This window comes from Streptomyces sp. NPDC059092 (genome assembly GCF_042756365.1).
Taxonomy (GTDB): Bacteria; Actinomycetota; Actinomycetes; order Streptomycetales; family Streptomycetaceae; genus Streptomyces.
In genome coordinates this window covers 144,969-170,291 of sequence record NZ_JBHZEJ010000007.1, presented here as the reverse complement: position 1 = coordinate 170,291, position 25,323 = coordinate 144,969, and the positions used below count along the sequence as shown (strand labels likewise).

Below are 25,323 nucleotides of genomic sequence, written 5' to 3'. Positions count from 1 at the left end.
GGGCGGGCGTGGGGGCGGGTGCGGGCGGGGCGGGCGCGGCCTGGGCGGCGGCCTGCGCGGCCTGCGCCGCGGCGGCGGCCCGAGCGGCGGCAGCGGCCGGATCCTCCACCGGAGCGGGCGGCGGTACGGCGGCATGGCTGTCCGGACCGGGAACGTACCCGGCCGCGGGCCCGCCGCCGGAGAAAGCGGCCCCGGCGACCGAGGCCGAGGCGGCGCCTCCCCGTTCCAGCCGGTCGAGGCGCGCCTGGACCGAACGCTCGTCGTCGAACGCCGCAGGCAGCAGCACCCGCGCGCAGATCAGCTCCAACTGGAGCCGAGGCGAGGTCGCGCCCCGCATCTCCGTCAGCCCCGTATTGACGAGATCGGCGGCCCGGCTCAGCTCGGCCGCCCCGAAGACGGACGCCTGGGCCTGCATCCGCTCGACGACATCGGCGGGGGCGTCGATCAGCCCCTTCTCCCCCGCGTCCGGCACGGCCGCCAGAATCACCAGATCCCGGAGCCGCTCCAGCAGGTCCGCGACGAAGCGCCGCGGATCGTTCCCGCCCTCGATGACCTGATCCACGACCTCGAAGGCCGCGCCCCCGTCGCCCGCGGCGAACGCGTCCACCACGGCGTCCAGCAGCGAACCGTCCGTATACCCGAGCAGGGCCGTGGCCATGGCGTACGTCACACCGTCGTCGGCGGCGCCCGCCAGCAACTGGTCCATCACGGACATCGAGTCACGCACGGACCCGGCACCGGCCCGTACGACCAGGGGCAGCACCCCGTCCGCGACGACGGCGCCCTCCCTGTCGCACACCTCGGCGAGATAGTCGCGCAGCGTCCCGGGCGGCACCAGCCGGAACGGGTAGTGGTGCGTACGCGACCGGATCGTCCCGATGACCTTCTCGGGCTCGGTGGTCGCGAAGATGAACTTGAGATGCTCCGGCGGCTCCTCGACCACCTTCAGCAGGGCGTTGAACCCCGCCGAGGTGACCATGTGCGCCTCGTCGATGATGTAGATCTTGTAACGACTTCCGGCGGGCCCGAAGAACGCCTTCTCCCGCAGATCACGCGCATCGTCCACACCACCGTGCGAAGCGGCGTCGATCTCGATGACGTCGATCGACCCCGGCCCGTTCCTGGCCAGGTCCTGGCACGACTGACACGTACCGCACGGCGTGGGCGTCGGCCCCTGCTCGCAGTTCAGACAGCGCGCGAGGATGCGCGCGCTGGTCGTCTTCCCACAGCCACGCGGCCCGCTGAACAGGTAGGCGTGATTGACCCGGTTGTTGCGCAGGGCCTGCTGCAGCGGGTCAGTGACATGCTCCTGCCCAATGACCTCGGCGAACGACTCGGGGCGATAACGGCGGTACAGCGCAAGGGACGACACACCTACGACGATATCGGCCCCCTACGACAAAGCCCCCTACCCCCGCCACCCACAACGCAAGCGCCCCCCACGCACCCGCCAGAGCCAACCTACCCTTGCTGCCTTCCGGCCCTGGGGGAGTTCAGTCAGATAGCGCCACGTGAGGGGCTCCGCACACAGTACCCGATCCCGGCCCCCGCGAACGAGTTCGCGAGCACGGCCCAGCGTCTTGTATTGTTTGCGGCGGAGGATTCGCCTAGTGGCCTAGGGCGCACGCTTGGAAAGCGTGTTGGGGGCAACTCCTCAGGGGTTCGAATCCCCTATCCTCCGCCATTGCTCTCACCGGGCAATACGTCGAAGGCCCCCGCTGCTCGCAGCGGGGGCCTTCGACGTGCGTGGTCTCAGTTCTGGTCTCAGTGTCGTTCCCTCTTGGTCTGGGGGCTCTGCGCCCGCTCGATGCGGCATGGCTCGTGGGGCACAGGCTGAGGAACAAAGACGGCACCTTCCCTCAGGAACGAAGTGGTCGACCGTGTCGGCCAGGTGGTCGCCGCAGTGAACTGCACGGCGGGAGCCCTACCCGCGCCACAGAAGTCCTGGCGCTCGGTGCCTCCCACTCCGGCGCCCGCGCGGCCGTTCCGCTTCGGCGGGAACGGCTGGCCGCCCCGGCGAATCCGGCTGGCCGTTGAGCAGGATGGCCTGCCAGACCTGTTCCTGGAGGGCCAGGATGCAAGATCCGCAGGCGTACGTCACGTCTGAGCACCTGCGGCCTTCACCGGACCGAGCCACAGAACGCGAGTCCACTGCTGGCCTCAGTAGAGCCCGCAGAAGCCGTCCACCCACGCGTTGCCGTCGTCGGTGACCGCCGGAGTGGGCGGACCGCCACGGGCGAACTCGGCTGTGCCGTGTATCACCTGATGCGGTACGGCCACTTCCATCAGCACGGCCCCTCCCTTGCGGTCAGCGGCCCAGGGCAGATGCCGGAGCCGATCCGGCGTTCTTCTTCTCCCCGTCGGCGAAGAGGAGGGTGGGCTCGGCCAGGATGTCGCGGCCGGCCTCGCTCTTGCAGATCTCGTCGACGCTGCCGAACCTGGCTTCGGAGTAGTCGAGTTCGAGCAGTGCGGCGGCCTGTCGGACGGATGCCTCGTCGGGGCCCTCGATCTCGACGAACGTCGGAAGGTCCGGCCAGGTGTCGAAGGCGAAGGCGACCTCGCCCAGGCGCCACTCCTCGCGGTAGTTCTCCTGGTGACGGACCTCGCGCATGCCGACGTTCCGGAGAATCTTGGCCATGGCGTGCAGGTCCGCGACTCCGGTCTCGATCTCTGTGGTGCCGTCGATCGTGGTGGCGTCGGTGACCTGTTTGAGCGTGAGCGTCGAGCGCGTGCCCTCGTCGCGCAGGCATACCCAGGCACCGCCGTCGAGAGCGTCGTTCTCGAAGATCTTGCGAGTGAGGAGGGTGCGCGGGAATGCCTGGACCGCACCGAGCGCGGTCGGCCGGGCCTGAAGGCCGGCTACGTCGATGGCCAGGAACTTGGCCTCGTACTCGTGCTTCATGAGTCCTTCTTCCCCTGGTGATGGGCGGAGTCGGGTGTGTGAGCCGCAAGGACCAGGCGTGTTGGGGGCAACCCCTCACGAGTTCGGATCTCGCATCCTCCGCAATTGCTCTCACCAGGCAGTACGTCGAAGGGCCCCACCGCGAGATGGGGCCCCTCGACGCGTGGTCAACGGGGCAACCGAACAGCCTCGGAGCGATTTCCGTCGTTCCAGATGTAGACACCGACGGTGCCCGCGCCGTACCAACTCTCCGGTCCCATCTCGGCCGTGGGAGACGGGTACTCGCTGATGGACTCCCGAACTTCGCCCGGGTCCACTCGCGTGTACGGCTGATTGAAGACCAGAGCGGGCCTGCCGGTGGTCCGGGAAAGCCACGTGGTCGTGTGGTCGTAGAACCTTGGTCGGTCTTGGCACTGCCTCTTGGCGCAGCGGCCCTTGTCGAGCCAGTGAAGCCCGGATGAACACCCCGTGTTGCCGCTCTTGAGGTCGTGCTGGTCCGCCCAGTCCAACAGGTCCGCACGCATTCGGACGTAGACGTTCGGGCCGTAGGGCCAGTCCACGCCGTCTGCGTCACGGCTGAGCACGCCTCGGGCTCGGTCATCCAAGAAGCTGATCAGATCCTTCTGATCGGTGCTCTGGCACCGCCAGCACCACCACTTCGCTTCACCGATCCCGGAGTCGAAAAACAGCCCCTGCCGGGATCGTCCGCATCCCTCGCAGTCATACATGACCTTGCTCCTTCGCTTCTCGTCGGGCCCGGTTCGGTGCCATGGAGAACGGTCCTGCCGTTCGGAATCGCCAGTCATGACCTGGAGTTACGTTCTAACTACCCCCAGTCATGGGCCAATCATCGCGTGGGGCGCGCTTCAACGGGTCCGAACCGCAGAGCTGATCAAGCCGCCACATCAAGGCGGGCCCTCTCCGCAGCACTCGTTGTCCTGGTAGTTGCCAGAAAGGGGCATTTTGTGATCTTCGACGACGAATATCGGCGTCATCAGCCGGGGAGATGCCTGGATATATCAAGAGAGATATACTCTCGGTTCCAGCTGATATCTCCGGAGGTGCCCAATGAGTCGTACAGTGATCGATCTCGACGACGAGCTGCTGGCCGACGTGGCTCAAGCGCTGGGGACCGGCACCAAGAAGGACACGGTCAACAGTGCTCTGCGCGAGGTACTCGAGAACCGCCGGAGGGCCCTCGCTCTCACTCGGCTGCGGGCCGCGGCGAGCGAGGGAGGCTTCGATCTGGAGCTCTTCGAGGACAAGAGGAACTACCGGCGGTGAGCGCGGCACAGTTCCTGATCGACACGAGTGCGCTCGCCCGGTTCCTCCGCGGCGATGCCGAACAGTACGGCTGGGACCAGGCTGCTTCGGCCGGACTCATCGCGACCTGCCCCGTCACCGAGCTGGAGTTCTTCTACAGTGCCCGCTCCGCCGCGGACCGCGCGCGCGGCATCGAGGATCTGCAGTCGCTTTTCGGCTGGGTGCCCGTCGATGACCGCGCGTACGATCGCGCTTGGCAGGTTCAGGAACTGCTGACCCAGCGTGGCCAACACCGCAGCGCCGGAGCCGTTGACCTCATCGTTGCCGCCACCGCAGAGCTACAGGGACTGACCCTCCTGCACCGCGACCACGACTTCGCGTGCGTCGCTGCCGTCACCGGCCAGGCCATGCAGTGGTACGGCCCGGAGCCCGGCAAATGAACGCCCTCGTGGTCTCAGTCCTGGTCTCATTCACCGACGTGCGCCACAGTCCGGCAAGCAGGTAACCGGTGACTGCGCCGCAGGTCGGAACGCTGGCGACCGGCCCCGGACAACCGCGCGAAGGCTTGGACAGCGTGTTGGGGGCAACCCCTCACGAGTTCGCATCTCGTATCCTCCGCCATTGCTCTCACCGGGCAATACGTCGAAGGTCCCCGCAGCTTGCCGCGGGGACCTTCGACGTTGGTGGTCTCCGTACAGTGCTGGGTCGACGCAGGAAGGATCTTCCTCCTCGCTGAGCAGGGCTTCGTGATCCGGTTGACGGTCCGGCGTTTCATCAGCCCGATGAGCAGCCGCGCCGGGAATCAGCGTGAAGCTGGTCAGCCTGTCGGATATCCGGGTGGGCGATGGTGTTCCACGCGGCGGGCGTGATCGCCGCGAACAGGACGGCGGGGACGACCAGCGGCGTTACGTGTCACCCCTGCGGGGCGGGGTGGGAGGGGCGCCGGTTATCGTCGCAGCGCTCTGAGCCACTGGTCTGCGACGACATGGCTGAGCCGCGGGAAGTCGAGGGCCGCGGGTGCGAGGAGCTGCTGCATGCCGATTCCGCGCAGCTGTCCCAGGACCGCGATCGCGGTGGCGTCGGGGTCGGCCTCCGTGCGGATCTCACCCTCGGCGATTCCGGCGGCGATGTCGGCGCGCAGATCCGCGCGGAAGCCGTCGTCGCGTTCCTGGAAGACGGCGGAGAGCTCGGGCGAGGTCGCGGCCTCGACCCACAGCAGCAGGAACGCCCGGCCGGCCACGGCACCGTCGCCCATTCTTCTGATGTAGCCGTCGATCAGCGCGATCAGGTGGTCGAGACCGGGTGGCATCTCGCCGATGCCGGGGACGAATCCGCTCTGGCTGGACTCGGCGAGTGCCTGGAACAACGCCTGCTTCGAACCGAAGTGGTGGGTGACGATACCTCGGCTGTACCCCGCGCGCTCACCGACGGCCGCCAGGGTGGCCGACCGCACGCCCGTCTCCACCACGACCTCCGCCGCGGCCTTCAGCAGGGCGGACCTCGTCGCGGTGCGCCGTTGGAGTTGCGTGCGGCGTTCGCCGCGTGATGACGCGGCGGGGGGCTTCTCGGCCTTCTCGGCTGGCATGAGCCGCAGTCTAGCGATCCCCAGTTCACTTGCGTGTCGTCCAACAAGTATGTGACGATGGGCGTGCAACCATCGGGCCGTCGGAGAGGTGACTACTGATGAGGGTCGTGTTCGTCAACGGCAATCCGGAGAACGCCGCGATATGGGACCTGCTCTGCGACGAGCTGCGCGGAACCGATGCCGTCCGGCTGTCTCCCCCTGGATTCGGGGCGCCCGTCCCGGAGGGTTTCGGGTGCACTGTCGCCGAGTACCGGGACTGGCTGGTCGGCCGGCTGGAGGCGATCGGCGAGCCGGTACACCTTGTCGGGCACGACGTCGGCGGAAGCACGGTGGCGTCGGTCGCCATGAAGAGGCCGGACTTGCTGCGGAGCTGGGTCAGCGACTCGCTGGGCGTGTTCCACCCCGACTACGTGTGGCACGACCTCGCCCAGCAGTGGCAGACGCCCGGCGTGGGTGAGGAATCCGTTGCCAGGTTGATGGGTGGCAGCCTGGAGGAACGCGCCGAACGTTTGATGGCGAGGGGCATCCCCAGGCCCGTAGCCCTCCGGATCGCCCCCGCCCAGGGACCGGAGATGGGGCGGGCGATCCTCGCGTTCTACCGCTCCGCCGCCCAGCCGGTCATGGCCGAACTCGGGCGAGATCTCGCCGATGCGGCGAAGCGACCGGGCCTCGCGATCATCGGTACGGATGACCGGTTCGTCGGCTCGGAGGAGTTGCGACGCGATTCCGCGGCAAGAGCTGGGGCCGAGACCGCCGTCCTGCGCGACATCGGGCACTGGTGGATGGTCCAGGACCCCGCTCGCAGCGCGCGTACACTCACCTCGTTCTGGGCCGGCTGCGAGCACTGCTGCCCAGCGGGGGACACGGGCTGATCGGTCTGTCGGAGCGGGTCCGCCTGGCCGGAGGCACCATCGAGTCCGGGCCCACCGGTGACGGCGGCTTCCGGATCGACGCCGCGCTGCCCATGTCCGTACCCGGAGCGGCCGCGACCGGAGCGTGACCCCGCCGGGCGCGGTGGCGCTCCGTCGAGGCCGGGCCTTTCAGGTCAGCCCGGCGTCGTGGGTGATGAGCGCGACCTGGGTGCGGTTGGCGGCGTCGAGCTTGGTCATGATCCGGCTGAGGTGGACCTTGACCGTGGACGGGCTCACGACCAGGTCGGTGGCGATCTCGGAGTTGCTGCGGCCCTGCGCGACCGCCACGGCGACCTCGCGCTCGCGGGCGGTCAGCTCCGCCATCCGCGATCGTGCCCGCGGGGCGACCGCGCCCGTGGCGAAGGCGGCCAGCAGCCTGGTGGTGATGCGCGGTGAGAGCATCGCCTCGCCGCGCGCGAGGACCCGTACCGCGTCGGCCAGTTCGCGCGGCGAGGCGTCCTTGAGCGCGCAGGCCTGCATCCTCGACTCCGGCGGGCCGATGGTCACGGGCCGTCCCGGGCGGTGGGAACTGATCGGGGCGACCAGCCGCGACGGCGACGCCGACCCGAAGTGCGCCACCGGGCCCGGCATCTACACCGATCTGACGGCCCATCGCGCATGGATCGAGCGGGCCACCGCGACGTGATCGGCCCGTCCGCCGCCGTCAGCCGGCCGACGGGGTCCAGTCGGCGGGCAGGCCGGACTGGGCGAGTACGGCGCCGAGGCTGTAGAAGTCCTGGTCCGAGGCGATCCTGCGGGGGTTGTCGAGGTCGAGAAGGACGGCCATCGGTACGGCGAAGGGCTTGGGCGCGCCCTTGATGTGGCCGGAGTAGACGGCCTCGATGGTGATGTGGTCGCCGTCGCGGTGGGCGGCGCGCACGGTGGCGTGGACGTTGTCGATCGCGCTGTCGGTACGGGCCTTCCACCCGGAGATCTCCTCGCGGCCCCGGAGGGTGACACCGAGGGCCTGGTCGGTGTAGGTGGCGTCGGCGGTGAACAGGGCGCCGAGCGCCTTGGGGTCGGTGCCGTTCCAGGCGGCGGCCCAGTCGGTGACGATCTTCGGCTGGTGCCGGTGGTCGTGCTTCACCAAGGAGGGGGAAGCCGAGGGTGAGGGGGAGGCCGCGTGGGCGGTCGTGGTGCTGAGCGTGGCCGTGACGACCGCGGCGCAGATCAGCGTGGTCATGGTGCGGAGCGGGCTGAGCTTCATGGTGACGGTCCTCCGGGCGGGTGGCGAGTCGGTGCCGCGAAGCCTTCGTCCTGTCGACGAGTCCGGCGGAGGCGGCGCCATGGGGCGTTCGCCACCGCGGCCCACCCCTTCCCGGAAGGAAGCTTCGCGTTAGTTAGAAGCTATAACCATCGTGGCGTGAAGGTCAAGCGTGTTGGTGATACCCCCTCACCACACGGAAGGGCCCCACCGTTCACGGTGGGGCCCTTCGACACGTCCGGTCAGGGGACGGCCTGTCCCTGGCTCACACGAGGAGCGGCAGCGACACCAGGCCTCGCATCAGCCGTGTGTGCCGCCACTCCAACTCCTCCGCCGGGACCGCCAGTCGGACGTCGGGGAAGCGGGACAGGAGCGCCCCGAGCGCGAGTTCGCCCTCGGCCCGTGCCAAAGGGGCTCCCACGCAGCGGTGGATGCCGTGGCCGAACGCCAGGTGCCCCGTGGCGTCACGGTCGAGGTCGAGGTGGTCCGGAGCGGCGAACCGGGCCGGGTCGCGGTTGGCGGCGCCGGGGGCGATGAGGACCGGGACGCCCGCCGGGATCTCGGTCCCGCCGAGCGTGAGCGCTTCCGTGCTGTAGCGGAACGTGGCGATCCCGACCGGCGAGTCGAAGCGCAGCAGCTCGTCCAGGGCACTCCCGAGCAGCCCCGGCTCCGCTCCCAGCCGTGCCAGCGACTCCGGGTGCTGAAGGAGCGCCAGGGCCGCGTTGCCGATGAAGTGGGTGGTGGTTTCGTGGCCGGCCACCAGCAGGAGCACGCCGAGCGAGACGAGTTCGTCCTCCGTCAGCCGGTCCTCGGCGTCCCGTACGGCGATGAGGTCGTCGAGCAGGCTCTCGCCGGGCGAACGGCGCCTGGAGGCGACCAGGTCGGTCAGGTAACCGGCGAGGGCGTGTGAGGCGGCGTCGATCCGCCCCGGGTCTCCGGCGGCGAACAGCTCGCCCGACCAGGTACGCACGAGCGGGCGGTCGGCTTCCGGTACCCCCAGCATCTCGGAGATGACGGTGACCGGCAGCGGGACCGCGAGGCTCGCGACGAGGTCCACCGGGCCGTGCTCCGGCCAGGCGTCGAGCAGTTCGCCGACGAGGCCGGCGATGTACGGGCGCATCCGCGCGACCGCACCGGTGGTGAACGCCTTCGTCACCAGCGTACGGAGCCGCGCGTGCTGCGGGGGATCCGTGGCCAGCATGTTCTGGGAGAGAGCGGGGTGGAGGTCGCGCCGCGACGGCTTGTCCGCGAAGAACCGCGTGGTGTTCTTCGACAGCCGGGGGTCGGTGAAGGCCTGCCGGGCCTCCGTGTGGCCGGTGACCAGGTAGCTGTAGTGCCCTCCCGAACCGGTGGGCACCTTCCGCACCGGCGCCGCGCCGCGCAGCTTGGCGTAGGTCGGGTAGGGGTCGGCGAAGAACCGTGGGTCCTTCAACGGATCGGTCACGCTTGCGCTTCCCTTCCCGAGGCTGCCAGGTCATCGGCGACGGTACGTACGGTCCCGCTCTGTTCGTAGGCATGGGCGACCAGGAGCAGCCACTCGGTCTCGGCCCGGAGGTTGCCCGCGCGGGCGGCTGCGCCGGGGGCCGGCGCCGCGGTTTCGGGCCGCGGATCGCCGCCGGCCTTCTTCGCGTGTACGGCGGCTCGCAGGACCGCGGCCTCCACGATCGCGTCCCCTTCCGGGGTTCCGGCCAGGCCCTGTTCGGCTACGGCCCGTTCGGCGCTCTCCTGGACGTACGGGGAGCGGTGGGGCCGGAGTGCGAGCCCGCCGTCGTTGATCTCGATCACGCGGCGGTGGAGGAAGAAGGCGAAGTCGTCCGCCTGCTTCTCCTCGCCGAACTCCGTCGCGGCCAGAACGACTTCGGGCGCCGCGCCGGAGATGGCCTCCCACAGGGGGCCGAGCGCCGCGTGCGACCGCGACTCCCACCGCCGTCGCAGGAACTGGCTGAACGGCCAGACGACCGCGGGGAGGGTGAGACCCAGGGCGATGAGGAGTACGGCCAGGGCCGGCGCCGTCACGCTGAACACGCAGCGGACGGGGGTGAAGGGCGTCGAGCAGCGGGCGCCCTCCGGGATGAGGCCCAGTCCGAGCCCGATGGACACGAGACCGAACACCTTGTAGGCGGCGTACAGCAGCGCGAAGACGCAGCCGGCGGCGGTGACGCGCAGTCCGATGCGCTGGCTCCTGCGCCGTGAGCGGGTGGACTGCTTCCAGGTCTGCGCGCAGAAGTCCTTCGCCGTGACGCCCAGATACGAGATGTAGATCAGCACGTAGAGCGCGTAGAGCTCGGGCGACCGGTCGTTCATCTGCTCGGCGACGAACAGGACGGTCATGCCGGCCACGGAGATCCCGAGGAAGAGCACGCGGAGCCGGATGCTTCGCCGGGCCTCGTCAGGCTCCAGATCGAGCTGGAGCATGAAGACCAGGACGGAGGTCGCGGCGGCCAGCGTGAACGAGTTGCTGAGCAGGCGGCCGACATGGGGCACGACGCTCTCGACGGCGCTCTCCACGGCCGGTACGTACGAGGCGAAGGCGAGCGCGAAGGAGAACAGCAGGGCGGCCATGGGCCACGTGCCGGTCGGTCTGGGTCCGCCGCGCCCGCGTACCCAGTAACCGGCGGCGAGGAGAAGCACGAGGGCGACGCCGGAGAACAACAGGTTGATCATGGATGCCGATGGCCCTTCCTGGTGGGTTCGGCGAACAGGGCCTCCCAGCGCTCGGCGCCCTTCGCCGGCTCGCTGGGGGGAAGTTCACGTCCCCGGTACATGTGCTGGCGTATGACGGTGGCCATCATCTCGGCCTCGCGCTCGTCGTCCGTGGAGTAGCTCGTACGTCCGTTCATACGCCGGACGAGGGTGGAGTTGAAGCCGATGGCGCGGAGGGTGCCGGCGTCCAGCGCCAGACTGCCGGGGTGGTCGCAGATGATGTGGCTGACCTCGTGGGCGAGGATGTGGTTCTGGTGCAGGGCGGACGTTCCCTCCTCGTAGAAGAGGAGGTCGGCGTCGGCCGTCTCCAGCCGGATGCCGCACGGTGCGTCGATCGCGCCGAGCGTGTTCAGCGGCCTGAGGATGATCGGACGGCCGCGCTTGAGCGCCACGGCGTCGCACAGGTCGCGGGTGCTGAAACGGTGGGGGAGCCGGAGTGCCTCCACGCGCTCCTCGCACGCGTCGCGAAGGCGCTCAAGGTCCATGATCGGTCCAGACGTCGCTCGGGTCGGCACTCCTGCGAACACACCCCCGTACAAGAGGGAGTGATCCGGGTGCCCCCGCGCCGAACCGATCGAAAGCTTAGGCGAATACCTGTGCCCGGCCAAGGGATTTCCGTTCCCCTGGCGGGAGTTGGCCGCCGGACGGTCGGAGTGGCCGTCAGTCGTCCAAGTTGAGTTTGTCCGGGGCGGGTTCGCCTGGGAGCCCTTCCAGGATCCGGGCCTGTTCGATCACCGTGGCGACCATCTGAAGGGTCTCGGTGGAGAGGCCGTTGGCACGCAGGGCGACGGTACGGACGTTCCGGTCCCGCATGGCGGCGAGGACGGCGATCTCCGCCCGGGTGCGGTGGGCGGCCTCCTCGTCGACGAAGTAGCCGGCGGGCACACCGAAGAAGTCGGCCAGAGCCTTGATGGTGTGCCGCGTCGGATTCTTCTTGGCCCCGGTACGCAGTTGCTGGATCGCACTCGCGGTGAGCCCCCTGCCCTGCCCTCCCGAAGCCTCCTGGATGCCCGCGGCGACCTCGGCGTAGGTGTAGGGGCCGCGGTTCTCCGGGTGGACCCGCTCGAACAGGTACTCCAGTAGCTGCGCGAAGGTACGCGGCTCGTCGTCTGTCACGTCCGGTACGCCCTTGTCACGATCATCGCTGTATCCACTCCGGTGCGTGAAGAGCAGGGAGTTCCCTGACATCTTGCCCACTGTAGTTGCCAATTCACCGTAACCAGGGTGTACGTTCTTGGTGAGCGGCTCACACCAGAGTGTTCATCTGCTGGTCAGGCGTCTCCGCTCCTTGGGGTACGAGTGAACTACCCCGACGGGGGCCGGGTTTCACGGGGGTGAGCCCGGCCACCTCGGAATCGCGGGCGGCGGCCTACGCGTCGGCGAGCAGCGGGTCGTAGCCGGTCGAGCGGCGGCGGCCCGACATGAAGGAGAGGAAGTCCTTCACGAACGCGCCGCGGGTGTACCGCGTGTCGGCTTCGGTCATCGTGCGGCGGAAGGCGGTCCTGAACAGGGTCCGGTACTCGGCCTCGTCGATGAAGCCGTCGCCGTTCGCGTCGGTGACGTCGAAGAGCACTTCGGCGACCCTGATCAGCGCGGGGCCGGCGAGGGAGGGGGTGGCCGCCGCGTACTCCTCCTTGCTGACGCGGCCGTCGCCGTCGGTGTCCAGGGCGGCCTGGAGTTCCCTCCACCACTGCGCGTACGCCTGGTAGAGCCTGGTCTCCTCGGGCTCGTCCAGGTCCAGGCGGGTGGACAACTCCCGTGCCATGGCGGCGAGATCGGGCCAGTCCAGGTATCCGTTGCCGGTCTGGTCCAGTACCTCGGTGAAGAATTCGTCGGCGTTCCGCAGCGCCCCGGTCGGCTCGGCGGGGGTGTGCTGTACGGGGAACGGTGTGACCAGGCGGAAGAGGGCGCCGGCCTGGTCCATCCGGTCGCGCAGGGACGTGAGCGTCGCGGTCCGGGCCGTGTCGCTGTCCCTGTCGCTGTCCCTGTCCCTGTCCCTGTCCCTGTCCCTGTCCCTGTCCGGGGAGGGGTTGAGCAGGTCGACGAGGTTCTCTGTCCTGAGCCAGTTGTCCGGGAGGAAACGGGCCAGGCCCGCGGCCACGTACGCGCTCCGCATCAGCGTCCGGGCGCCGGGAACCTCGGGCAGGCCCGCCCGGCGCCGGAAGGGCTCGGGGAGGGACGCCACGGTGATCGTGCCGATGAGCGGGCCCGCGAGCGCGCGGCCCGCCGCCCATACCGTGGGCAGGCCGTCCAGCAGCGCCGGTGCGGGGAGGTGGTCGAAGAGCTGGTGGAGGATGATGCGCAGCGCCTCGGTGTGCTCCAGTTCCTCCTCCACCACCCGGTCGTAGTACGGCCAGAACTCCTGCACGGTGGGCGGCAGATGACCGGCCGCGTCCCCCAGGGCCGCCAGGAAGGCCTGGAATTCGGCGTAGAGGCGTTCCATGGACTGACGGTCGAGCGGCTGGCCGCTCAGTCGGCACATGGTGACGGAGCTCTCGAAGAGCGTCGCGACGACCCAGGCCCGGACCTGGGGGTCCATCGCGTCGTAGGGCTGGTCCTGTGCGTCCGTACCGCTCAGCCGGGCGTGCAGGCGGTTGAGGCGCGCCGCCTCCCGCTGCCGCGTGTGATCGTCGGCGCCGAACATGCGCTGGAGGCTCACCAGCGTGTTGCGCAGCCGCCGCCACGGGTGCGCCACGAACGTCGAGTTGTCGGCCAGGGCCGCGCCGATCTGCGGGTGGGCGGCCTCCAGCACCGTGGCCCTGACCACGGCCAGGGCCCAGCGCGGGTCGTTGAAGAACCGGTGGAACTGCGAGTCCGGGCCGAAGAGGGCGCCCAGTTGAGCTTCGTCGGCCGGCGGAGTGGGGGCGCTGTGGTCGTCAGTCTCAGTCGCGCCGGGAGCGCTTGCGTCCGGGTCCGTCACGGTGGGGGTTCTCCGTTCCTGTACGGCGTCACGCCGCCGAAGCGGCGGTCACGCTGCCGGTAGGCGCGCAGGCACTCCAGGAAGTGCGGCGCGCGGAAGTCGGGCCAGAGCACCTGCGGGAAGATCCACTCGGCGTAGGCCACCTGCCAGAGCATGAAGTTGGAGATGCGCTGTTCGCCGGAGGTCCGGATGACGAGGTCCACGTCGGGTGTGTCGGGGAAGGGCAGGTGGGCGGCGAAGCACCGCTCGTCGACGGTGTCGGCCGGTACCCCGCCGCGGATGAGGGACCTGGCCGCCTCGACGATGTCCCCGCGTCCGCCGTGGTCGAACGCCACGGTCAGTGTCATGCCCCGGTTCGTGCTGGTCAGCGTCGCCAGGTCGGCGAAGTCCCGGGCCAGCGGCGCGGGGATCCTCGGGTCCGCCACGCCGAGGAAGCGGCAGCGGATGCCGCGTGCGTACAGCAGCGTGGCGTGTTTGCGTACGACGCGGCGCACCAGCCCCATGAGGAAGTCGATCTCGCTGCTCGGGCGCTGCCAGTTCTCGGTGGAGAACGCGTACAGGCTCAGCCACTCCACCCCGGCCGACCGTGCCGTCTCGATGACGTCGATCACCGTGGTCTCGGCCGCCCGGTGGCCCGACGTACGCGGCAGGGAGCGCCGCGCCGCCCATCGGCCGTTCCCGTCCATCACGCACGCGACGTGACGCGGGACCGCCCTGGGCTCCCCGGGGCCCTGCGCCGGGGCGGATTCACCGTCGGCCCGGTCGGCCGTCATCGGTGCGCCCCCTCCCCCGGTTGCCGTGACACCGCTCCCCCTCCGCCCGCCTCGCGCTGCCGCCCCGCTCCGGGCCCTCAGGGCGTCGGACGGATCGGCACTCAGCACTCAGGCTCAGCACTCAGCAGAGTGCCGGTCCCCGGCTCCGGGCACCTCACGATCCCTCCCTGTTCACCCGTAGTACGCCAGTCCGATTGCGCGATCTTCCTACGGCGCGGCCTTCCTGAGGCGATGCCCACGGGAGGCGGCAGGCGTCTCCGGGCCCGCCGTCAGCCGGGTCAGAACCGCTCGCACCGCGCGTTCCACCGCGTGCCGCCCCTGCTCGGCCGCCTCCGGGTCGGCGCCGTGGTCGAGGGTCTCGAAACCGTGGCGGGCGAGCGGTACGTCGATCACCTCCACCCGCGCCCCGCCGTCCTCGGCCGCGGACAGGAACTCCTCGACCGTCGCCGCGATCTCCGGACGCTCCCGGCCCACCCGGGTCAGCACGATCGGCAGGGCTCCGGCGGAGCCGACCGTCGCCGCGGGCCGGAAGCGCGGCTCCACCAGACCCCAGCCGGGAACCGGCGCGAGGACGGGGTACGTCGCCGCCACGCACCGGAGCCACGGCGGCGGCGCCGCGAGCCAGTCCGCCAGCAGCAGCCCGCCGCCGGAGAAGAACCACAGCGCGACGCGCTCCCCGTCGACGCGCGGATCGGCCCGTACGCGCTCGACCGCCGCCGCGACGTCCCCGGCGGCGCGGGCGTAGTCGGTCAGCCCGTACAGCCGGTGGTCCACCGTGACGCCGACAGCCCCCAGGCTCGCCACGTACCGCCCGTAACCGGTGAAGACCGGCCAGTCGCGCGGGGTGGGGCGGGTGTCGGCGGCGAGCGGGCCGCCGTGGACGAGGACGACCGCCGGGCGGGGGTCCGTGGCCCGCGGGAAGTAGAGGGTGGTGTGTTCGTCACGTTCCTGGCCCCCGCCCGGCGCGTCCTCGGGTACGTCGAGGGGGAAGGGGCCCAGATGTGCGGGGCGCGCGTCCGTCCTCGCCGTCACCCGGCGCCCCTCGTCCGCCGCCGCCCGCAGGAGTACGCCGGCCAGCGCGTCGGGGACCGAGAGCATCGGCCAGTGGCCGGTGTCCAGCTCGAAGAAGCCCACCCAGGGCTCGGCCAGCGCCCGGAAGCGTGGCTGTCCGGTCTCCACCAGCATCTCGACCAGGGCGATGCCCGATCCATCGGCCGTGCAGAAGATCCCGGTCGTCGGCAGCGCGGCGAGCGCGTCCGCGTGCGGCAGACGGAGCGGCCGGGTGAGCGTGCCGAGCGGCTGGGGCGCGGCGTGGTGGGCCAGCCGTGCGAGCGCGGCCTCGGGGACACCGGCCGTACCGCCCCAGCGCTCCGGCTCGTCGAGCGGCGGCGGGGGGACCCGCCAGTCGTTCCCGCCCTTCCCGGGGCCCCCGCCGCCCGCTGCCAGGCGGTCGCGGATCGCCTGGTCGGGGGCGAGCGCGAGCGCGGCGTCACCGTCCTGGGGCCGGCCCGCGTCGAGATGGACGATCCGGGCGACCCGCTCCGTACGCCGGTCCGCCGCGCCGAGCACCGGATGGATGCCGTAACAGTGGCCCACGAGCACGACATCCCCCGGACCATCGGCCGGGGGGATGGAGTCGATCAGGTCCACCACGTCCTGGATGTGCGTCTCCAGGTCCGTGTCCGGGCCCGCGAGATGCCGGCGGTCGCCCATGCCCGTGAGCGTCGCCGCGTACACCTCGGATCCCGCCGCCCGGAGCAGGACGGCCACCTCCTCCCACACCCAGCCACCGGTATGGCTCCCCGACACCAGCACGAACGTCGCCGTCATGACCACCACTCCTTCGTTCCGCGTGGGTCCGCATCGGCGCGTGGGCCGATCCCGTACGCCGGTACCGTAGGAACTCCCCCTGAGGGAGGTTCAAGCCGTGGACGACGGCACGTGGAGCATCGGGGAGCTGGCCCGGCGCGCGGGCGTCACCGTCAAGACCGTCCGCTTCTACTCCGATCAGGGTCTGCTGCCCGAAGCCGCCCGCAGCTCCGGGGGCCACCGCCGGTACGGCCCCGACGCGCTCGACCGGCTCCGTCTGATCCGTTCGCTGCGCGCCCTCGACCTGCCGGTCCCGGACGTGGGCCGGGTCCTCGTACGGGAGTCCGCGCTGGAGGACGTCGTCGCCGGGCGGCTGGCGGAGGTCGGCTCGCGGCTGACCGCGCTGCGCTGGCAGGAGGCCGCGCTCCAGTCGCTCCGGGACTGCACCGCCGGGGAACGCGCCGAACGGCTGCGCCTCATCGGCGCCGTGACCGCACCGCCCAGCACCACCGCGCTGGCGCGCTTCTGGCGGCGCGAACTGCCCGCGCGGCTGCCGGCCGGGCTGCGCGCCTCGATCGTGGACGCGGCGGTTCCGCAGCCTCCCGCGGATCCGACACCCGCCCAGGTCCTGGTCTTCGCCCGGCTCCACGCGCTCGTCTCCGGCGCCAGGCCGCCCGTAGACCACTGGCGTTCCCCGGCCGGCCGGACCCTGTGCGGGCGGACCGACGACGAGGTGCGTCCCGCCGTGCTCTTCGAGGGACTCGGCGAGGCGTTCGAACTGGCCTCGGCGGAGCTGCGGGCACGGCGACGGCCGTACGGGGGCGACGCGCTCGACTGCTTCGTCGCCGCCCACGCCCGTACGTACGGCGCACGGGACACCCCTGTCTTCCGGCAGCGGCTCGGCGTCCTGCTCACCGTGACCGCCGATCCCGTCCTCGACCGCTACTGGCAGCTCAGCGGCGAACTGGCCGGCCCCCTCGAACCGACCCTCGGCGCCGCCCAGGAGTGGCTGCGCGCGGCCCTGGACGCCGGACCGGCCCGCCCGGCTCCGTCGGACTGACGGCGCGCGCCGAGGCCACGGACGACGCGAATGACGCGGACGACCCGGGTATGACGGACGGCACGAACTCCACCGAGGAGTGGATCCCGTAACTCACATGACCCCGAAGTGAAAACAATGTGCGGCCGGTGTGCCGCAACCACCAACGACCCGCGAATACCTGACATTTGCGCTGTTGCAGCGCCGGCGTGAATCTGCGTAGCATTCGTCACCGACGGAATCCGGCCACGATCCCGTCTCGCGCCGATGGCCACCGCTGTCCGCCGGACGCCGAGTGGCGAAGGCCGCACCCGGCCGCGGAGCGGAATGAAACCCCGATGGAATACCGGGGAAACAGCTCATTCACCACGCTCACCCCCACACGCACGAATTGAGCGCAAGGCAGGCACGTGAAATTCACGAGTATGGACGAGTTGGATGTAACGCCGGGGCTGCTCACCGTCCGGCGGGCCGTGCCGCGCGGTGCGCCCGTGGACGCGCCCGTGGGGGCGGGGGATGCGGGGTGGGTGGCCGACGGGCGGGCCGCCTCGTACGTGCAGGAGGCCCATATCGCCGGGGCGCTGGCGGGTGGGCGCGGCGAAGGGCGGGCTCCTGCCTGGCTGGCCAGCGCTTTTGAGATGCCGGGGGCCGACGCGGCGGCGCTGGAGGGGGCGCTGCTCGGGTGGATCGACCGGCATGAGTCGCTGCGCAGCCGGCTCGTACCGGCGGACGGGGCGGCGCTCGGCGGGCTGCGGCGCGTGACCCTGCCGGCCGGGGGCGTGGCGCTGCGGCACAGCGTCGAGGGGGAGTTCGAAAGCGGGAAGCTGCTCGCCTCCCGCATTGAAGAGGTGTTCGACGCGGAGACCGATCCGCTCGCCTGGCCCTCCTTCGTGTTCGCCACCGTCGAGCACGCCGATGGGCTCACCCTGTATCTCGGCTTCGACCACTCCAATGTGGACGGATATTCCATCCTGCTCATCGCGCAGGAAATTCGGGAGCTGTATGCGGCGGTCGCCGCCGGAACTCCGGCCGCGCTCAACGAGGTCGGGAGTTATCTCGACTTCGCCGACACCGAACGTGAATACGCGGCGCTCGTGCACGACGAGCACGAGGCCGTCGTACGGTGGCGTGAATTCCTTGGTTCCGGAGGTGGCCGGCTTCCCGGGTTTCCCGGCACGACGGACGGCGACCGGGGCGCCTCGGGCCGGTCGGCCGGCCCTGTGGGGGAGCAGATCGGCGGGTGCGACTGGCTGCTGGACTCCGCCACCGCCCAGGCCTTCCAGAGCGCCTGCCGCGATCACGGGGGCAACTTCCTCACCGGGGTCCTCGCCTGCCTCGCGCTCTCCGGCCACGACCAGCACGGGCCGGGGCGGGGGCAGGACGAGTTCCGGGCCCTCACCCCGTTCCATACGCGCGGTGACGCGCGGTGGACGCACTCGGTCGGCTGGTACGTCGGGCTGGCGCCGCTGCGGATCGCCGTGCACCGCGGCGACACCTTCGCCGATGTGCTGCCCGGCGCGTCCGCCGCGCTCGACGGGGCCGGCGAGATGGCGGCGATACCGTTCCCCCGGGTCTCCGAACTGCTCGGGACCCGGCTGCGGCCGCGGTTCGTCGTCTCGTACATGGACATGCGCAGGACGCCGGGCGCGCGCCAGTGGGGCGCGTGGAAGGCGGCGGCGCTGCGCAGCCGCTGCGCCGACCCCGACGAGGTCTACCTGTGGATCAACCGCACGTACGACGGCGTCTACGTGAGCTTCCGTCACCCCGCCACCGAGCGCGCCCGGCTCGCCGTCTCCCGCCTCGTCGCCGGGACGGGACGGCTGATGAACCGTGTCGCGGGCGAGGGTGTGCCCGGCGGACCGGCCGACATGAACGACGTTCTTCCGCGGGACCTCGTGCCCGCCCGGCAGCAGGAGCCCGCCCCGTGCTGATGACACCCCTTCTCGAACTCTCCCCCGCACCCGGTGAGTTGGTTCGTTTCCGGATACCCGGTGCCGGCTCGGCGGCCTCGGCCGTCTCGCCGGTGCCGGCCAGTCACGTCCAGGAGAACCACGTACGGCGGCTGCTCGCGAACCGCGCCGCGGGACGGGCGCAGTCCGCGTGGGTCGGGATCATGTACGACGTGCCGGGGCGGCTCGACACCGACGCGATGGCCGCCGCGCTGAACCGGTGGGTGCTGCGGCATCCGACCCTGCTCACCTGGTTCTCCCTCCAGGAGGGCGAGGGCGGTGGAGGGATCGTGCGCCATGCCGTCGATCCCTCCGCCGTGGCGGTCGAGGCCGCGTCCCTCGGCCCGTACGACTCCCCCACCGCGATCCGCGACCGGCTGCTGGAACTCTTCGACACCGGTACGGACCCGCTCGACTGGCCGCCCTTCGTGGTGGGTTCGGTCGTACGGGACGACGTCTCGACCGTCTACTACGCCGTCGACCACTGCCACAGCGACGGTCTCTCCGCGCTCCTCGTCTTCAACGAACTGCGCGCGCTGTACGAGGCGGAGGTGGCCAGGGCGGTCGCGGAGCTGCCCGAAGCCGGCAGTTACGTCGACTTCTGCGCCCTGGAGCGTGAGCGGTCCGCGCTGCTGACCGCCGACTCGCCCGAGGTGCGCCGCTGGCTGGAGTTCTTCCTCGCCGGGCCGCCCCCCACCTTCCCGCTGGACCTGGGCACCGAGCCGGGCGCGACGTACCCCAAGCTCTCGCTCTCCCTGGACCTGCTCGACGCGGCGGAGACGGACGCCTTCGCCAAGGTCTGCCGGACGCACGGCGCCGGGTTCTCCGCCGGGGTGCTCGCGGCGCTCGGCATCAGCGGGTACGAGCTGGGCGGGCACCGTACGTACCGCGCGCTCTCCGTCGTCCACACCCGGGACGAGCCGCGCTGGCTGCTCTCCCAGGGGTGGTTCATCAATCTGGTGCCCGTCGAGTTCCCGGTCGCTCCGGGAGCGGCGGACGGGGAGCTCGCCGACATCCTGGCGGGCGCGCGGACCGCCTTCGCTCAGGCGCGCGAGCTGGCCGGGGTCTCCCCGGTGCGGGTCGCCGAGCTGGTCCCCGGGCTCGCCGTGCAGCCGGGCGCCGGGGCCGTGCTGCCCATGGTGTCGTACATCGACCTGCGCCACGCGCCCGGTTCGCAGGACTGGGCGGACGCGAACTGCCACGGTCTGGCCGGGCCCGGGACCAGCACGGACGTGCCGATCTGGGTGAACCGCCTCCGGGACCGTACGTACGTGAAGGTCACCTACCCTGACACGGCGGCTGCCCGGGAGAACGTGCCGCGCTTCCTGGAACGGCTGCGGGACGTGCTGCGCGAGATCGCCCGGAGCGGTGCGTACCCGGTGCGGGCCACGGAGGACTGATCCCGTGCGCGTCACGACGATGGACCGGTACGAGCCCGCGCCCGGCCGGGTGGTCGAGTTCGTGCCGTCCCCCGCGACGCTCGGCGCGGCGGACGGCGCCCCGCCCGTCCCCGTACCGCCGTCCGTCAACCAGCGGTTCCACCTCGCCACCGCCGAGCACACCCCGGAGGGCGCCGGGCACTGGCTCGCCTGCGCCTTCGACCTGCCCCCCGGGCCCGTCGACCTCGACGCGCTGCGGGCCGCGTTCGAGGCGTGGGGGCGGCGGCACGAGACGCTGCGCAGCGGCTTCCGCGGCCCGGCCGCCGAGCCCGGGAGATTCCTCGTGACCGCCCCGGCGTACGGGCTGGTCGCGCGCGACGCCGGGGCGTACGGGAGCGGCGCGGCCGTACGGGAGTGGCTGACGCGGCGGCTCGGCGCGGCCTGCCGTCCGCTGAACTGGCCCTCGTACCTCTTCGCCGTGGTGGTGCGGCCCGGCGGCGGGACCGTGTACTGCGGGTTCGACCACTGCAACGCCGACGCCTACTCGCTCGCCGTCGCGGTGCGGGAGATACGGGAGAGCTACGCCGGTGCCGGTGCCGCCCTGCCCGCCACCGGCAGCTTCGTCGACCACTGCGCCGAGGAGGCCGAGCGGGCCTCGGCACGGGCGGTGGACACGGGCGATCCCCGGGTGCACGGCTGGGCGGCGTTCTTCGCCGGGTGCGACGGGACCACGCCCGCCTTCCCGCTCCCCCTCGGCGTACCGCCCGGCGCGCGGGCCCCGCAGGGCACGGACTCCCGTCCGCTGCTCGGCGCGGACGCGGCCGACGCCTTCGAGGCGCGCTGCCGGGCGGCCGGGGGCAGCGCGTTCACCGGTGTGCTCACCGCCGTCGCCCTGGCGGCGCGGCGGCTCGGCGGCGGGGACGTCCTGCGGCTGTGCACACCGCTCCACACCCGGTACGAGGAACGGTGGACGCACGCGGTCGGCTGGTTCACGACGATCGCCCCGCTCACCCTGGACATCACCGGCGTACGCGGGATCGAGGACGGCGTACGCGGCGCGCGGGACGCGTTCCGGACGGCGCGGACGCTGGCCGAGGTGTCGTTCGCGCAGGTCCTGCCGGCGCTGGGCGGGGTCTTCCGGCGTACGCGCGACGACGTTTTCATGGTGTCGTACATCGACTACCGGCGGCTGCCCGGCTCCGCGCACCACCGGGAGGCGAACGCCCACCACATCAGCAGCGTGACCACGGCCGACGACGCGCAGTTCTGGTTCTCCCGTACGCACGAGGGGCTGTTCCTGCGCTCCCGCTTCCCGGCGACACCGGCCGCCGCGGCGGCGGTCACGGGGTTCGCCGACGCCGTCGGGGAGACGCTGGCCCGGCCCTGAACACGCCGGCCGACGGCGGACCGGCCCCACTCCGGAGGGGCGAGGCCGGGGAAGTAGCCCCGGACAGGTCACGGATCAGGCTGTTTTGCTGTCTTCTTGTACGGGTGCGGACGACGCCTCGCCGCGGCGTGCGCCCCGACCGAGCCCCACCGAGACCGCGAGAACGGGACCGACCCTCATGCACGGAGCCAGCCTCGCCCTGACCGACCCCGGCGGGGCCGGCCAGGTGCCGCAGGACCCCATACCGGGGCCGGCCCCGCGCCGGCCCCTGCGCGAGCGCGTCCGCGGCCTGTCGCGCGACCCGGGCGCCCTGGCCCCGTACGCCCTGGCCCTCTTCCTGTTCTGCGCGTACGCCACGCTCACCGTCTGCCGCTACCGCCTGATGGCGACGGCCTCCTGGGACCTGGGGATCTTCGAGCAGGTCGTACGGGCGTACGCGGAGCTGCGGGCGCCGGTCGCCGACATCAAGGGCCGCGGCACACACATCCTCGGCGATCACTTCAGCCCCGTGACCGTGCTCCTAGCGCCCGTGTACCGGATCTTCCCGACCCCCGTCACCCTGCTGATCGCCCAGGCCGCGCTGTTCGCGCTCTCCGCCGTCCCCGTCACCCGCGCCGCGGGCCGTCTCCTCGGCCGGCGCCCCGGGCTCGCGCTCGGCGTCGCGTACGGCATGTCGTGGGGCCTCCAGCGCGCGATCGCCGTCGACTTCCACGAGATCGCCTTCGCCGTCCCGCTGATCGCCTTCTCCCTCGAAGCGCTGCTCACGCACCGCTGGCGGGCCGCCCTGTGGTGGGCCGTCCCGCTGGTGCTGGTGAAGGAGGACCTGGGGCTGACCGCGGCCGCCCTCGCGCTGCTGGTGGCGGTACGCGCCCGGCGTACGCCCTCGGCCTCACGCGTCGTCCCGTACGCCCTCGGGGTCGCGGCGCTGACGGCGCTCGCCGCCGTCCTCACCTTCACCGTCGTCATCCCGGCCTTCAACACGGCCGACACGTACGACTACTGGGTCAAGATGGACGGCGGGAACGGTCCGCTCGACGGCGCCGACGTCAAGTTCCGTACCCTCCTGTGGCTGCTGGTGCCGACCACGGGCCTCCTCGCGTTCCGCTCCCCGCTGCTGCTCGCCGTCCTGCCCACCCTCGGCTGGCGCTTCCTCTCGTCGGAGGAGTTCTACTGGGGCACCGCCTGGCACTACAGCGCCGTTCTGATGCCCGTCGTCACGCTGGCGCTCGCGGACGCGTGCGCGGGCGTGCGCCGTGCCTCGGGCGCCCGCCCCTGGGTGCGCTCGTACGCGTACCACCTCCCCCCGGCGGTCGCCGCCGCCGCGCTCGCCCTGACACCGTCGCTGCCGCTCTCGGCGCTGACCGAGCCCGCCGCGTACCGGGTGACCGACCAGGTCAGGGCGGTGGAGGCGCTGCTGGACCGAATTCCCGACGGCTCGAACGTCGAGGCCAACACCGCCCCGATCAGCAGGCTCACCTCGCGCTGCCGGGTCTTCTGGCCGGGCAACACGCGGGGCCTCACACCGGACTACATCGCGCTCGACAACCGGCAGGACCCGGGGCGCGACACGCTGGCGTACGCGGCGCGGCTCCACCCGAAGGCGGCGTTCCGGATCGCCGGAGAGGCGGGCGGCTTCGTCCTGCTGGAGCTACGGTCGTAACGACCGGTCAGCCCGTACGACGGGGCGATCTTTGCCGTGACGAAAGCGGACGGAGGCGAGGGGCACGATGACGGAAACGCCGTCGGGGCCAGGTGTGGTCGAGGAGGGACCGGCCGGTGGCGATCCGTCCCGCCCGGCCCCGTATCCCCGCCCGGCCTCGTACCCCGGCCAGGACTCGTACCCCCGCCAGGACTCGTACCCCCGCCCGGATCCGTGCCGGGTCTGGTACGCCTCGTACGGCTCCAACACGCACCTCGGCCGGCTCGCGCACTACATCGACGGCGGTCGCCCGCCCGGCGCCTCGCGCGCCCACCCCGGGTGCCGGGACCGCCGACCGCCCGCCGCCTCCGTACCCGTCGAGCTGACCGGCGCGCTGTACTTCGCCACCGAATCGGATCTGTGGGGCGGCGGACGCGCCTTCTACGACCCGGACGCCCCCGGCCACGTCCTCGCCCGCGCGCATCTCGTCACCGTGGGCCAGTTCTCGGACATCGCCGCGCAGGAGATGTACGAGGAGCCGGGCACCGATCTCGATCTGACGCGGGCGCTGACCAGCGGCCGGCAGACGCTCGGGGACGGGCGGTACGAGACGCTGGTCCGGCCGGGCACGCTGGACGGCCTGCCGCTCCTCACCTTCACCGCGCCCTGGCACCTGGACGACGTCCCGTGGAACCCGCCCACCGCCGTCTACCTCGGCCATCTGTACGCCGGGCTGCGGGAGACGGGCGCCTGGGACCCGGCCACGATCGCGGCGTACCTGGCGTCCTGCCCCGGCGTCGCCGGGCACTGGAGCGCGGCGGAGGTGGCGGCGCTGGGGGCCGCCACGTAACGGCCGCCGCGTAACAGCCGCCAGGTGACGGCCGCCACGTGACGGCCTGCACAACACGCTCACGTGGCGGCATCGCCCGGCAGAGCTACGCGACGGCCTCGGGTGAGGTCCCCGGCGACCCCGCGCCCGGCTCCGGAGCCGTTCCCTCCGCCAGCAGCCGCAGCAGCCGCTCCACCTCCCCGGCCATCGCGTCCCGTCCCGGGCCCAGATAGCGGCGCGGGTCGACGGTGTCCGGGCGGGCGGCGAGCCGGTCCCGTACCTCCGCCGTGAAGACGCCGTTGAGATGCGTCGAGATATTGATCTTGCGCATACCGGCGTCCACCGCCGCCACCAGCGCCCGGTCGTCCACCCCCGACGAGCCGTGCAGCACCAGCGGTACGGGCACCGCCGCGTGCAGCTCCGCGATGAGCGCGAGGTCGAGCGCCGCCGTGCGCCGGGTCATCTGGTGGGAGGTGCCGACCGCGACGGCCAGCGCGTCCACGCCCGTGTCGGCCACGAACCGGGCCGCCTCGGCCGGGTCGGTCCGCACGCCCGGCGTGTGGGCGCTCTCCACCACCCCGTCCTCGGATCCGCCCTTGCCGCCGACGGCGCCGAGTTCGGCCTCGACCCACACGCCGTGGTCGTGGCACCAGCGGGTGATCTCGCGGGTGCGGAAGACGTTCTCCTCCCAGGGCAGCAGGGAGCCGTCGTACATGACGGAGGTGAAGCCGCGCCGTACCGCCTCCTTGACCAGGTCGGTGCTGGTCGCGTGGTCGAGGTGGAGCGACACGGGGACGCCGGCCTCCTCGACCGCCGCGTGCGCGGCGGCGGCGAGCGGGGCGAGGGCGCCCCGGTAGGCGACGGCGTTCTCGCTGATCTGGACGATGACGGGGAGGGCCGCCCGTTCCGCGCCCGCGAGGATGGCTTCGAGCTGTTCGAGGAGCGCGACGTTGAACGCACCGACGCCGTGCTCGGTCCGGGCGACCAGCTCGCCGGTGGGGGTCAGAGGCATGGTTCCTGTTTCTGGAGGA

At 71.7% G+C, this 25,323-nt stretch carries 25 protein-coding genes, 1 tRNA gene and 1 other RNA gene; 11 read left to right on the top strand and 16 right to left on the bottom strand.

Features of this window, described 5'->3' with window-relative positions; translation table 11 throughout:
- Both ACFXPL_RS07140 and ffs read right to left on the bottom strand, forming a co-directional pair.
- Nucleotides 1-1,372 (bottom strand): DNA polymerase III subunit gamma and tau (locus tag ACFXPL_RS07140; protein WP_384913764.1); only part of this gene is annotated, 1,372 nt, incomplete at its 3' end.
- Nucleotides 1,373-1,425: 53 nt separating this feature from the next.
- An RNA gene (gene ffs, locus ACFXPL_RS07135) (signal recognition particle sRNA small type) lies at nt 1,426-1,524 on the bottom strand.
- 72 nt (nt 1,525-1,596) lie between these two features.
- On the opposite strand from ffs, the gene ACFXPL_RS07130 reads away from it, so the two are divergent.
- A tRNA-Ser gene (locus tag ACFXPL_RS07130) sits at nt 1,597-1,684 on the top strand.
- 476 nt (nt 1,685-2,160) lie between these two features.
- Here ACFXPL_RS07130 and ACFXPL_RS07125 read toward each other — a convergent pair.
- From ACFXPL_RS07125 to ACFXPL_RS07115, 3 genes are all read right to left on the bottom strand, one after another.
- Entirely contained in the window at nt 2,161-2,292 is a 132-nt protein-coding gene (locus tag ACFXPL_RS07125) for a hypothetical protein (RefSeq protein ID WP_384913760.1), read from the bottom strand.
- Nucleotides 2,293-2,308: 16 nt separating this feature from the next.
- The gene (locus ACFXPL_RS07120) at nt 2,309-2,902 is read right to left on the bottom strand and encodes a class IV adenylate cyclase (protein ID WP_384913757.1); all 594 of its coding nucleotides are present in this window, start codon (nt 2,900-2,902) and stop codon (nt 2,309-2,311) included.
- Nucleotides 2,903-3,069: 167 nt separating this feature from the next.
- Complete coding sequence (locus ACFXPL_RS07115; RefSeq protein WP_384913754.1) at nt 3,070-3,630, bottom strand: hypothetical protein; 561 nt, start codon at nt 3,628-3,630, stop codon at nt 3,070-3,072.
- 340 nt (nt 3,631-3,970) lie between these two features.
- Between ACFXPL_RS07115 and ACFXPL_RS07110 the strand changes: the two genes are divergently transcribed.
- Nucleotides 3,971-4,186, top strand: coding sequence for a type II toxin-antitoxin system VapB family antitoxin (locus tag ACFXPL_RS07110; RefSeq protein WP_384913751.1), 216 nt, complete (start codon nt 3,971-3,973; stop codon nt 4,184-4,186).
- Entirely contained in the window at nt 4,183-4,605 is a 423-nt protein-coding gene (locus ACFXPL_RS07105) for a PIN domain nuclease (RefSeq protein ID WP_384913747.1), read from the top strand. The genes ACFXPL_RS07110 and ACFXPL_RS07105 overlap by 4 nt, the downstream gene beginning before the upstream one ends.
- Nucleotides 4,606-5,111: 506 nt before the next feature.
- Here ACFXPL_RS07105 and ACFXPL_RS07100 read toward each other — a convergent pair.
- Nucleotides 5,112-5,750: a TetR/AcrR family transcriptional regulator gene (locus ACFXPL_RS07100; RefSeq protein WP_384913744.1), complete on the bottom strand. Its 639-nt coding sequence runs from the start codon at nt 5,748-5,750 to the stop codon at nt 5,112-5,114.
- 98 nt (nt 5,751-5,848) lie between these two features.
- Between ACFXPL_RS07100 and ACFXPL_RS07095 the strand changes: the two genes are divergently transcribed.
- Entirely contained in the window at nt 5,849-6,622 is a 774-nt protein-coding gene (locus ACFXPL_RS07095; RefSeq protein WP_384913742.1) for an alpha/beta fold hydrolase, read from the top strand.
- 168 nt (nt 6,623-6,790) lie between these two features.
- Here the strand turns inward: ACFXPL_RS07095 and ACFXPL_RS07090 are convergent, their stop codons facing one another.
- Nucleotides 6,791-7,141: a response regulator transcription factor gene (locus ACFXPL_RS07090; protein WP_384913739.1), complete on the bottom strand. Its 351-nt coding sequence runs from the start codon at nt 7,139-7,141 to the stop codon at nt 6,791-6,793.
- On the opposite strand from ACFXPL_RS07090, the gene ACFXPL_RS07085 reads away from it, so the two are divergent.
- Entirely contained in the window at nt 7,122-7,307 is a 186-nt protein-coding gene (locus ACFXPL_RS07085) for a trypsin-like serine protease (protein WP_384913736.1), read from the top strand. The genes ACFXPL_RS07090 and ACFXPL_RS07085 overlap by 20 nt on opposite strands.
- An 18-nt stretch (nt 7,308-7,325) precedes the next feature.
- Here ACFXPL_RS07085 and ACFXPL_RS07080 read toward each other — a convergent pair whose 3' ends face one another.
- The 8 genes from ACFXPL_RS07080 to ACFXPL_RS07045 form a co-directional block, all read right to left on the bottom strand.
- Nucleotides 7,326-7,868 carry a nuclear transport factor 2 family protein gene (locus tag ACFXPL_RS07080; RefSeq protein ID WP_384913733.1) on the bottom strand — a complete coding sequence of 181 codons (543 nt, stop codon included), beginning with the start codon at nt 7,866-7,868 and terminating at the stop codon, nt 7,326-7,328.
- Between the two features lie 262 nt (nt 7,869-8,130).
- Complete coding sequence (locus ACFXPL_RS07075; RefSeq protein ID WP_384913730.1) at nt 8,131-9,309, bottom strand: cytochrome P450; 1,179 nt, start codon at nt 9,307-9,309, stop codon at nt 8,131-8,133.
- On the bottom strand, nt 9,306-10,529 hold the full coding sequence (locus ACFXPL_RS07070) for an MAB_1171c family putative transporter (RefSeq protein ID WP_384913728.1): 1,224 nt from the start codon (nt 10,527-10,529) through the stop codon (nt 9,306-9,308). The genes ACFXPL_RS07075 and ACFXPL_RS07070 overlap by 4 nt, the downstream gene beginning before the upstream one ends.
- Nucleotides 10,526-11,053, bottom strand: coding sequence for a regulator component (locus ACFXPL_RS07065; RefSeq protein WP_384913725.1), 528 nt, complete (start codon nt 11,051-11,053; stop codon nt 10,526-10,528). The genes ACFXPL_RS07070 and ACFXPL_RS07065 overlap by 4 nt, the downstream gene beginning before the upstream one ends.
- Before the next feature lie 175 nt (nt 11,054-11,228).
- The gene (locus tag ACFXPL_RS07060; RefSeq protein WP_384913723.1) at nt 11,229-11,756 is read right to left on the bottom strand and encodes a Secondary metabolite protein; all 528 of its coding nucleotides are present in this window, start codon (nt 11,754-11,756) and stop codon (nt 11,229-11,231) included.
- A gap of 181 nt (nt 11,757-11,937) precedes the next feature.
- Nucleotides 11,938-13,488, bottom strand: a complete 1,551-nt coding sequence (locus ACFXPL_RS07055; RefSeq protein ID WP_384913720.1) for an oxygenase MpaB family protein — start codon at nt 13,486-13,488, stop codon at nt 11,938-11,940.
- Complete coding sequence (gene uppS / locus ACFXPL_RS07050; RefSeq protein ID WP_384913717.1) at nt 13,485-14,261, bottom strand: polyprenyl diphosphate synthase; 777 nt, start codon at nt 14,259-14,261, stop codon at nt 13,485-13,487. The genes ACFXPL_RS07055 and uppS overlap by 4 nt, the downstream gene beginning before the upstream one ends.
- 207 nt (nt 14,262-14,468) lie before the next feature.
- The gene (locus ACFXPL_RS07045) at nt 14,469-16,091 is read right to left on the bottom strand and encodes an alpha/beta fold hydrolase (protein ID WP_384913715.1); all 1,623 of its coding nucleotides are present in this window, start codon (nt 16,089-16,091) and stop codon (nt 14,469-14,471) included.
- Nucleotides 16,092-16,188: 97 nt separating this feature from the next.
- Between ACFXPL_RS07045 and ACFXPL_RS07040 the strand changes: the two genes are divergently transcribed.
- The 6 genes from ACFXPL_RS07040 to ACFXPL_RS07015 all read left to right on the top strand — a co-directional run bounded on the left by ACFXPL_RS07040 (nt 16,189) and on the right by ACFXPL_RS07015 (nt 24,313).
- A complete protein-coding gene (locus ACFXPL_RS07040) occupies nt 16,189-17,130 on the top strand; it encodes a MerR family transcriptional regulator (RefSeq protein WP_384913712.1) in 942 nt (313 codons plus the stop codon).
- Between the two features lie 389 nt (nt 17,131-17,519).
- Nucleotides 17,520-19,040 (top strand): condensation domain-containing protein, encoded by a 1,521-nt coding sequence (locus ACFXPL_RS07035; RefSeq protein ID WP_384913708.1) that lies wholly within the window; start codon nt 17,520-17,522, stop codon nt 19,038-19,040.
- On the top strand, nt 19,040-20,458 hold the full coding sequence (locus ACFXPL_RS07030) for a condensation domain-containing protein (protein ID WP_384913793.1): 1,419 nt from the start codon (nt 19,040-19,042) through the stop codon (nt 20,456-20,458). Before ACFXPL_RS07035 ends, ACFXPL_RS07030 begins: the two co-directional genes overlap by 1 nt.
- A 4-nt stretch (nt 20,459-20,462) precedes the next feature.
- Nucleotides 20,463-21,824 carry a condensation domain-containing protein gene (locus ACFXPL_RS07025; RefSeq protein ID WP_384913705.1) on the top strand — a complete coding sequence of 454 codons (1,362 nt, stop codon included), beginning with the start codon at nt 20,463-20,465 and terminating at the stop codon, nt 21,822-21,824.
- A 178-nt stretch (nt 21,825-22,002) separates the two neighbouring features.
- Nucleotides 22,003-23,484: a DUF2079 domain-containing protein gene (locus tag ACFXPL_RS07020; RefSeq protein ID WP_384913702.1), complete on the top strand. Its 1,482-nt coding sequence runs from the start codon at nt 22,003-22,005 to the stop codon at nt 23,482-23,484.
- A 67-nt stretch (nt 23,485-23,551) separates the two neighbouring features.
- Nucleotides 23,552-24,313: a histone deacetylase gene (locus ACFXPL_RS07015; protein WP_384913699.1), complete on the top strand. Its 762-nt coding sequence runs from the start codon at nt 23,552-23,554 to the stop codon at nt 24,311-24,313.
- A gap of 85 nt (nt 24,314-24,398) precedes the next feature.
- On the opposite strand, the gene ACFXPL_RS07010 is transcribed toward ACFXPL_RS07015, so the two are convergent.
- Nucleotides 24,399-25,304 carry a ketose-bisphosphate aldolase gene (locus ACFXPL_RS07010; RefSeq protein ID WP_384913697.1) on the bottom strand — a complete coding sequence of 302 codons (906 nt, stop codon included), beginning with the start codon at nt 25,302-25,304 and terminating at the stop codon, nt 24,399-24,401.
- Between the last annotated feature and the right edge of the window lie 19 nt (nt 25,305-25,323).

Coding starts and splice junctions, on each gene's coding strand:
- ACFXPL_RS07120 (WP_384913757.1), bottom strand. CDS start 2,902: ATGAAGCACGAGTACGAGGCCAAGTTCCTGGCCATCGACGTAGCCGGC.
- ACFXPL_RS07115 (WP_384913754.1), bottom strand. CDS start 3,630: ATGTATGACTGCGAGGGATGCGGACGATCCCGGCAGGGGCTGTTTTTC.
- ACFXPL_RS07110 (WP_384913751.1), top strand. CDS start 3,971: ATGAGTCGTACAGTGATCGATCTCGACGACGAGCTGCTGGCCGACGTG.
- ACFXPL_RS07100 (WP_384913744.1), bottom strand. CDS start 5,750: ATGCCAGCCGAGAAGGCCGAGAAGCCCCCCGCCGCGTCATCACGCGGC.
- ACFXPL_RS07095 (WP_384913742.1), top strand. CDS start 5,849: ATGAGGGTCGTGTTCGTCAACGGCAATCCGGAGAACGCCGCGATATGG.
- ACFXPL_RS07090 (WP_384913739.1), bottom strand. CDS start 7,141: ATGCAGGCCTGCGCGCTCAAGGACGCCTCGCCGCGCGAACTGGCCGAC.
- ACFXPL_RS07080 (WP_384913733.1), bottom strand. CDS start 7,868: ATGAAGCTCAGCCCGCTCCGCACCATGACCACGCTGATCTGCGCCGCG.
- ACFXPL_RS07070 (WP_384913728.1), bottom strand. CDS start 10,529: ATGATCAACCTGTTGTTCTCCGGCGTCGCCCTCGTGCTTCTCCTCGCC.
- ACFXPL_RS07065 (WP_384913725.1), bottom strand. CDS start 11,053: ATGGACCTTGAGCGCCTTCGCGACGCGTGCGAGGAGCGCGTGGAGGCA.
- ACFXPL_RS07060 (WP_384913723.1), bottom strand. CDS start 11,756: ATGTCAGGGAACTCCCTGCTCTTCACGCACCGGAGTGGATACAGCGAT.
- uppS (WP_384913717.1), bottom strand. CDS start 14,261: ATGACGGCCGACCGGGCCGACGGTGAATCCGCCCCGGCGCAGGGCCCC.
- ACFXPL_RS07045 (WP_384913715.1), bottom strand. CDS start 16,091: ATGACGGCGACGTTCGTGCTGGTGTCGGGGAGCCATACCGGTGGCTGG.
- ACFXPL_RS07030 (WP_384913793.1), top strand. CDS start 19,040: ATGACACCCCTTCTCGAACTCTCCCCCGCACCCGGTGAGTTGGTTCGT.
- ACFXPL_RS07020 (WP_384913702.1), top strand. CDS start 22,003: ATGCACGGAGCCAGCCTCGCCCTGACCGACCCCGGCGGGGCCGGCCAG.
- ACFXPL_RS07015 (WP_384913699.1), top strand. CDS start 23,552: ATGACGGAAACGCCGTCGGGGCCAGGTGTGGTCGAGGAGGGACCGGCC.
- ACFXPL_RS07010 (WP_384913697.1), bottom strand. CDS start 25,304: ATGCCTCTGACCCCCACCGGCGAGCTGGTCGCCCGGACCGAGCACGGC.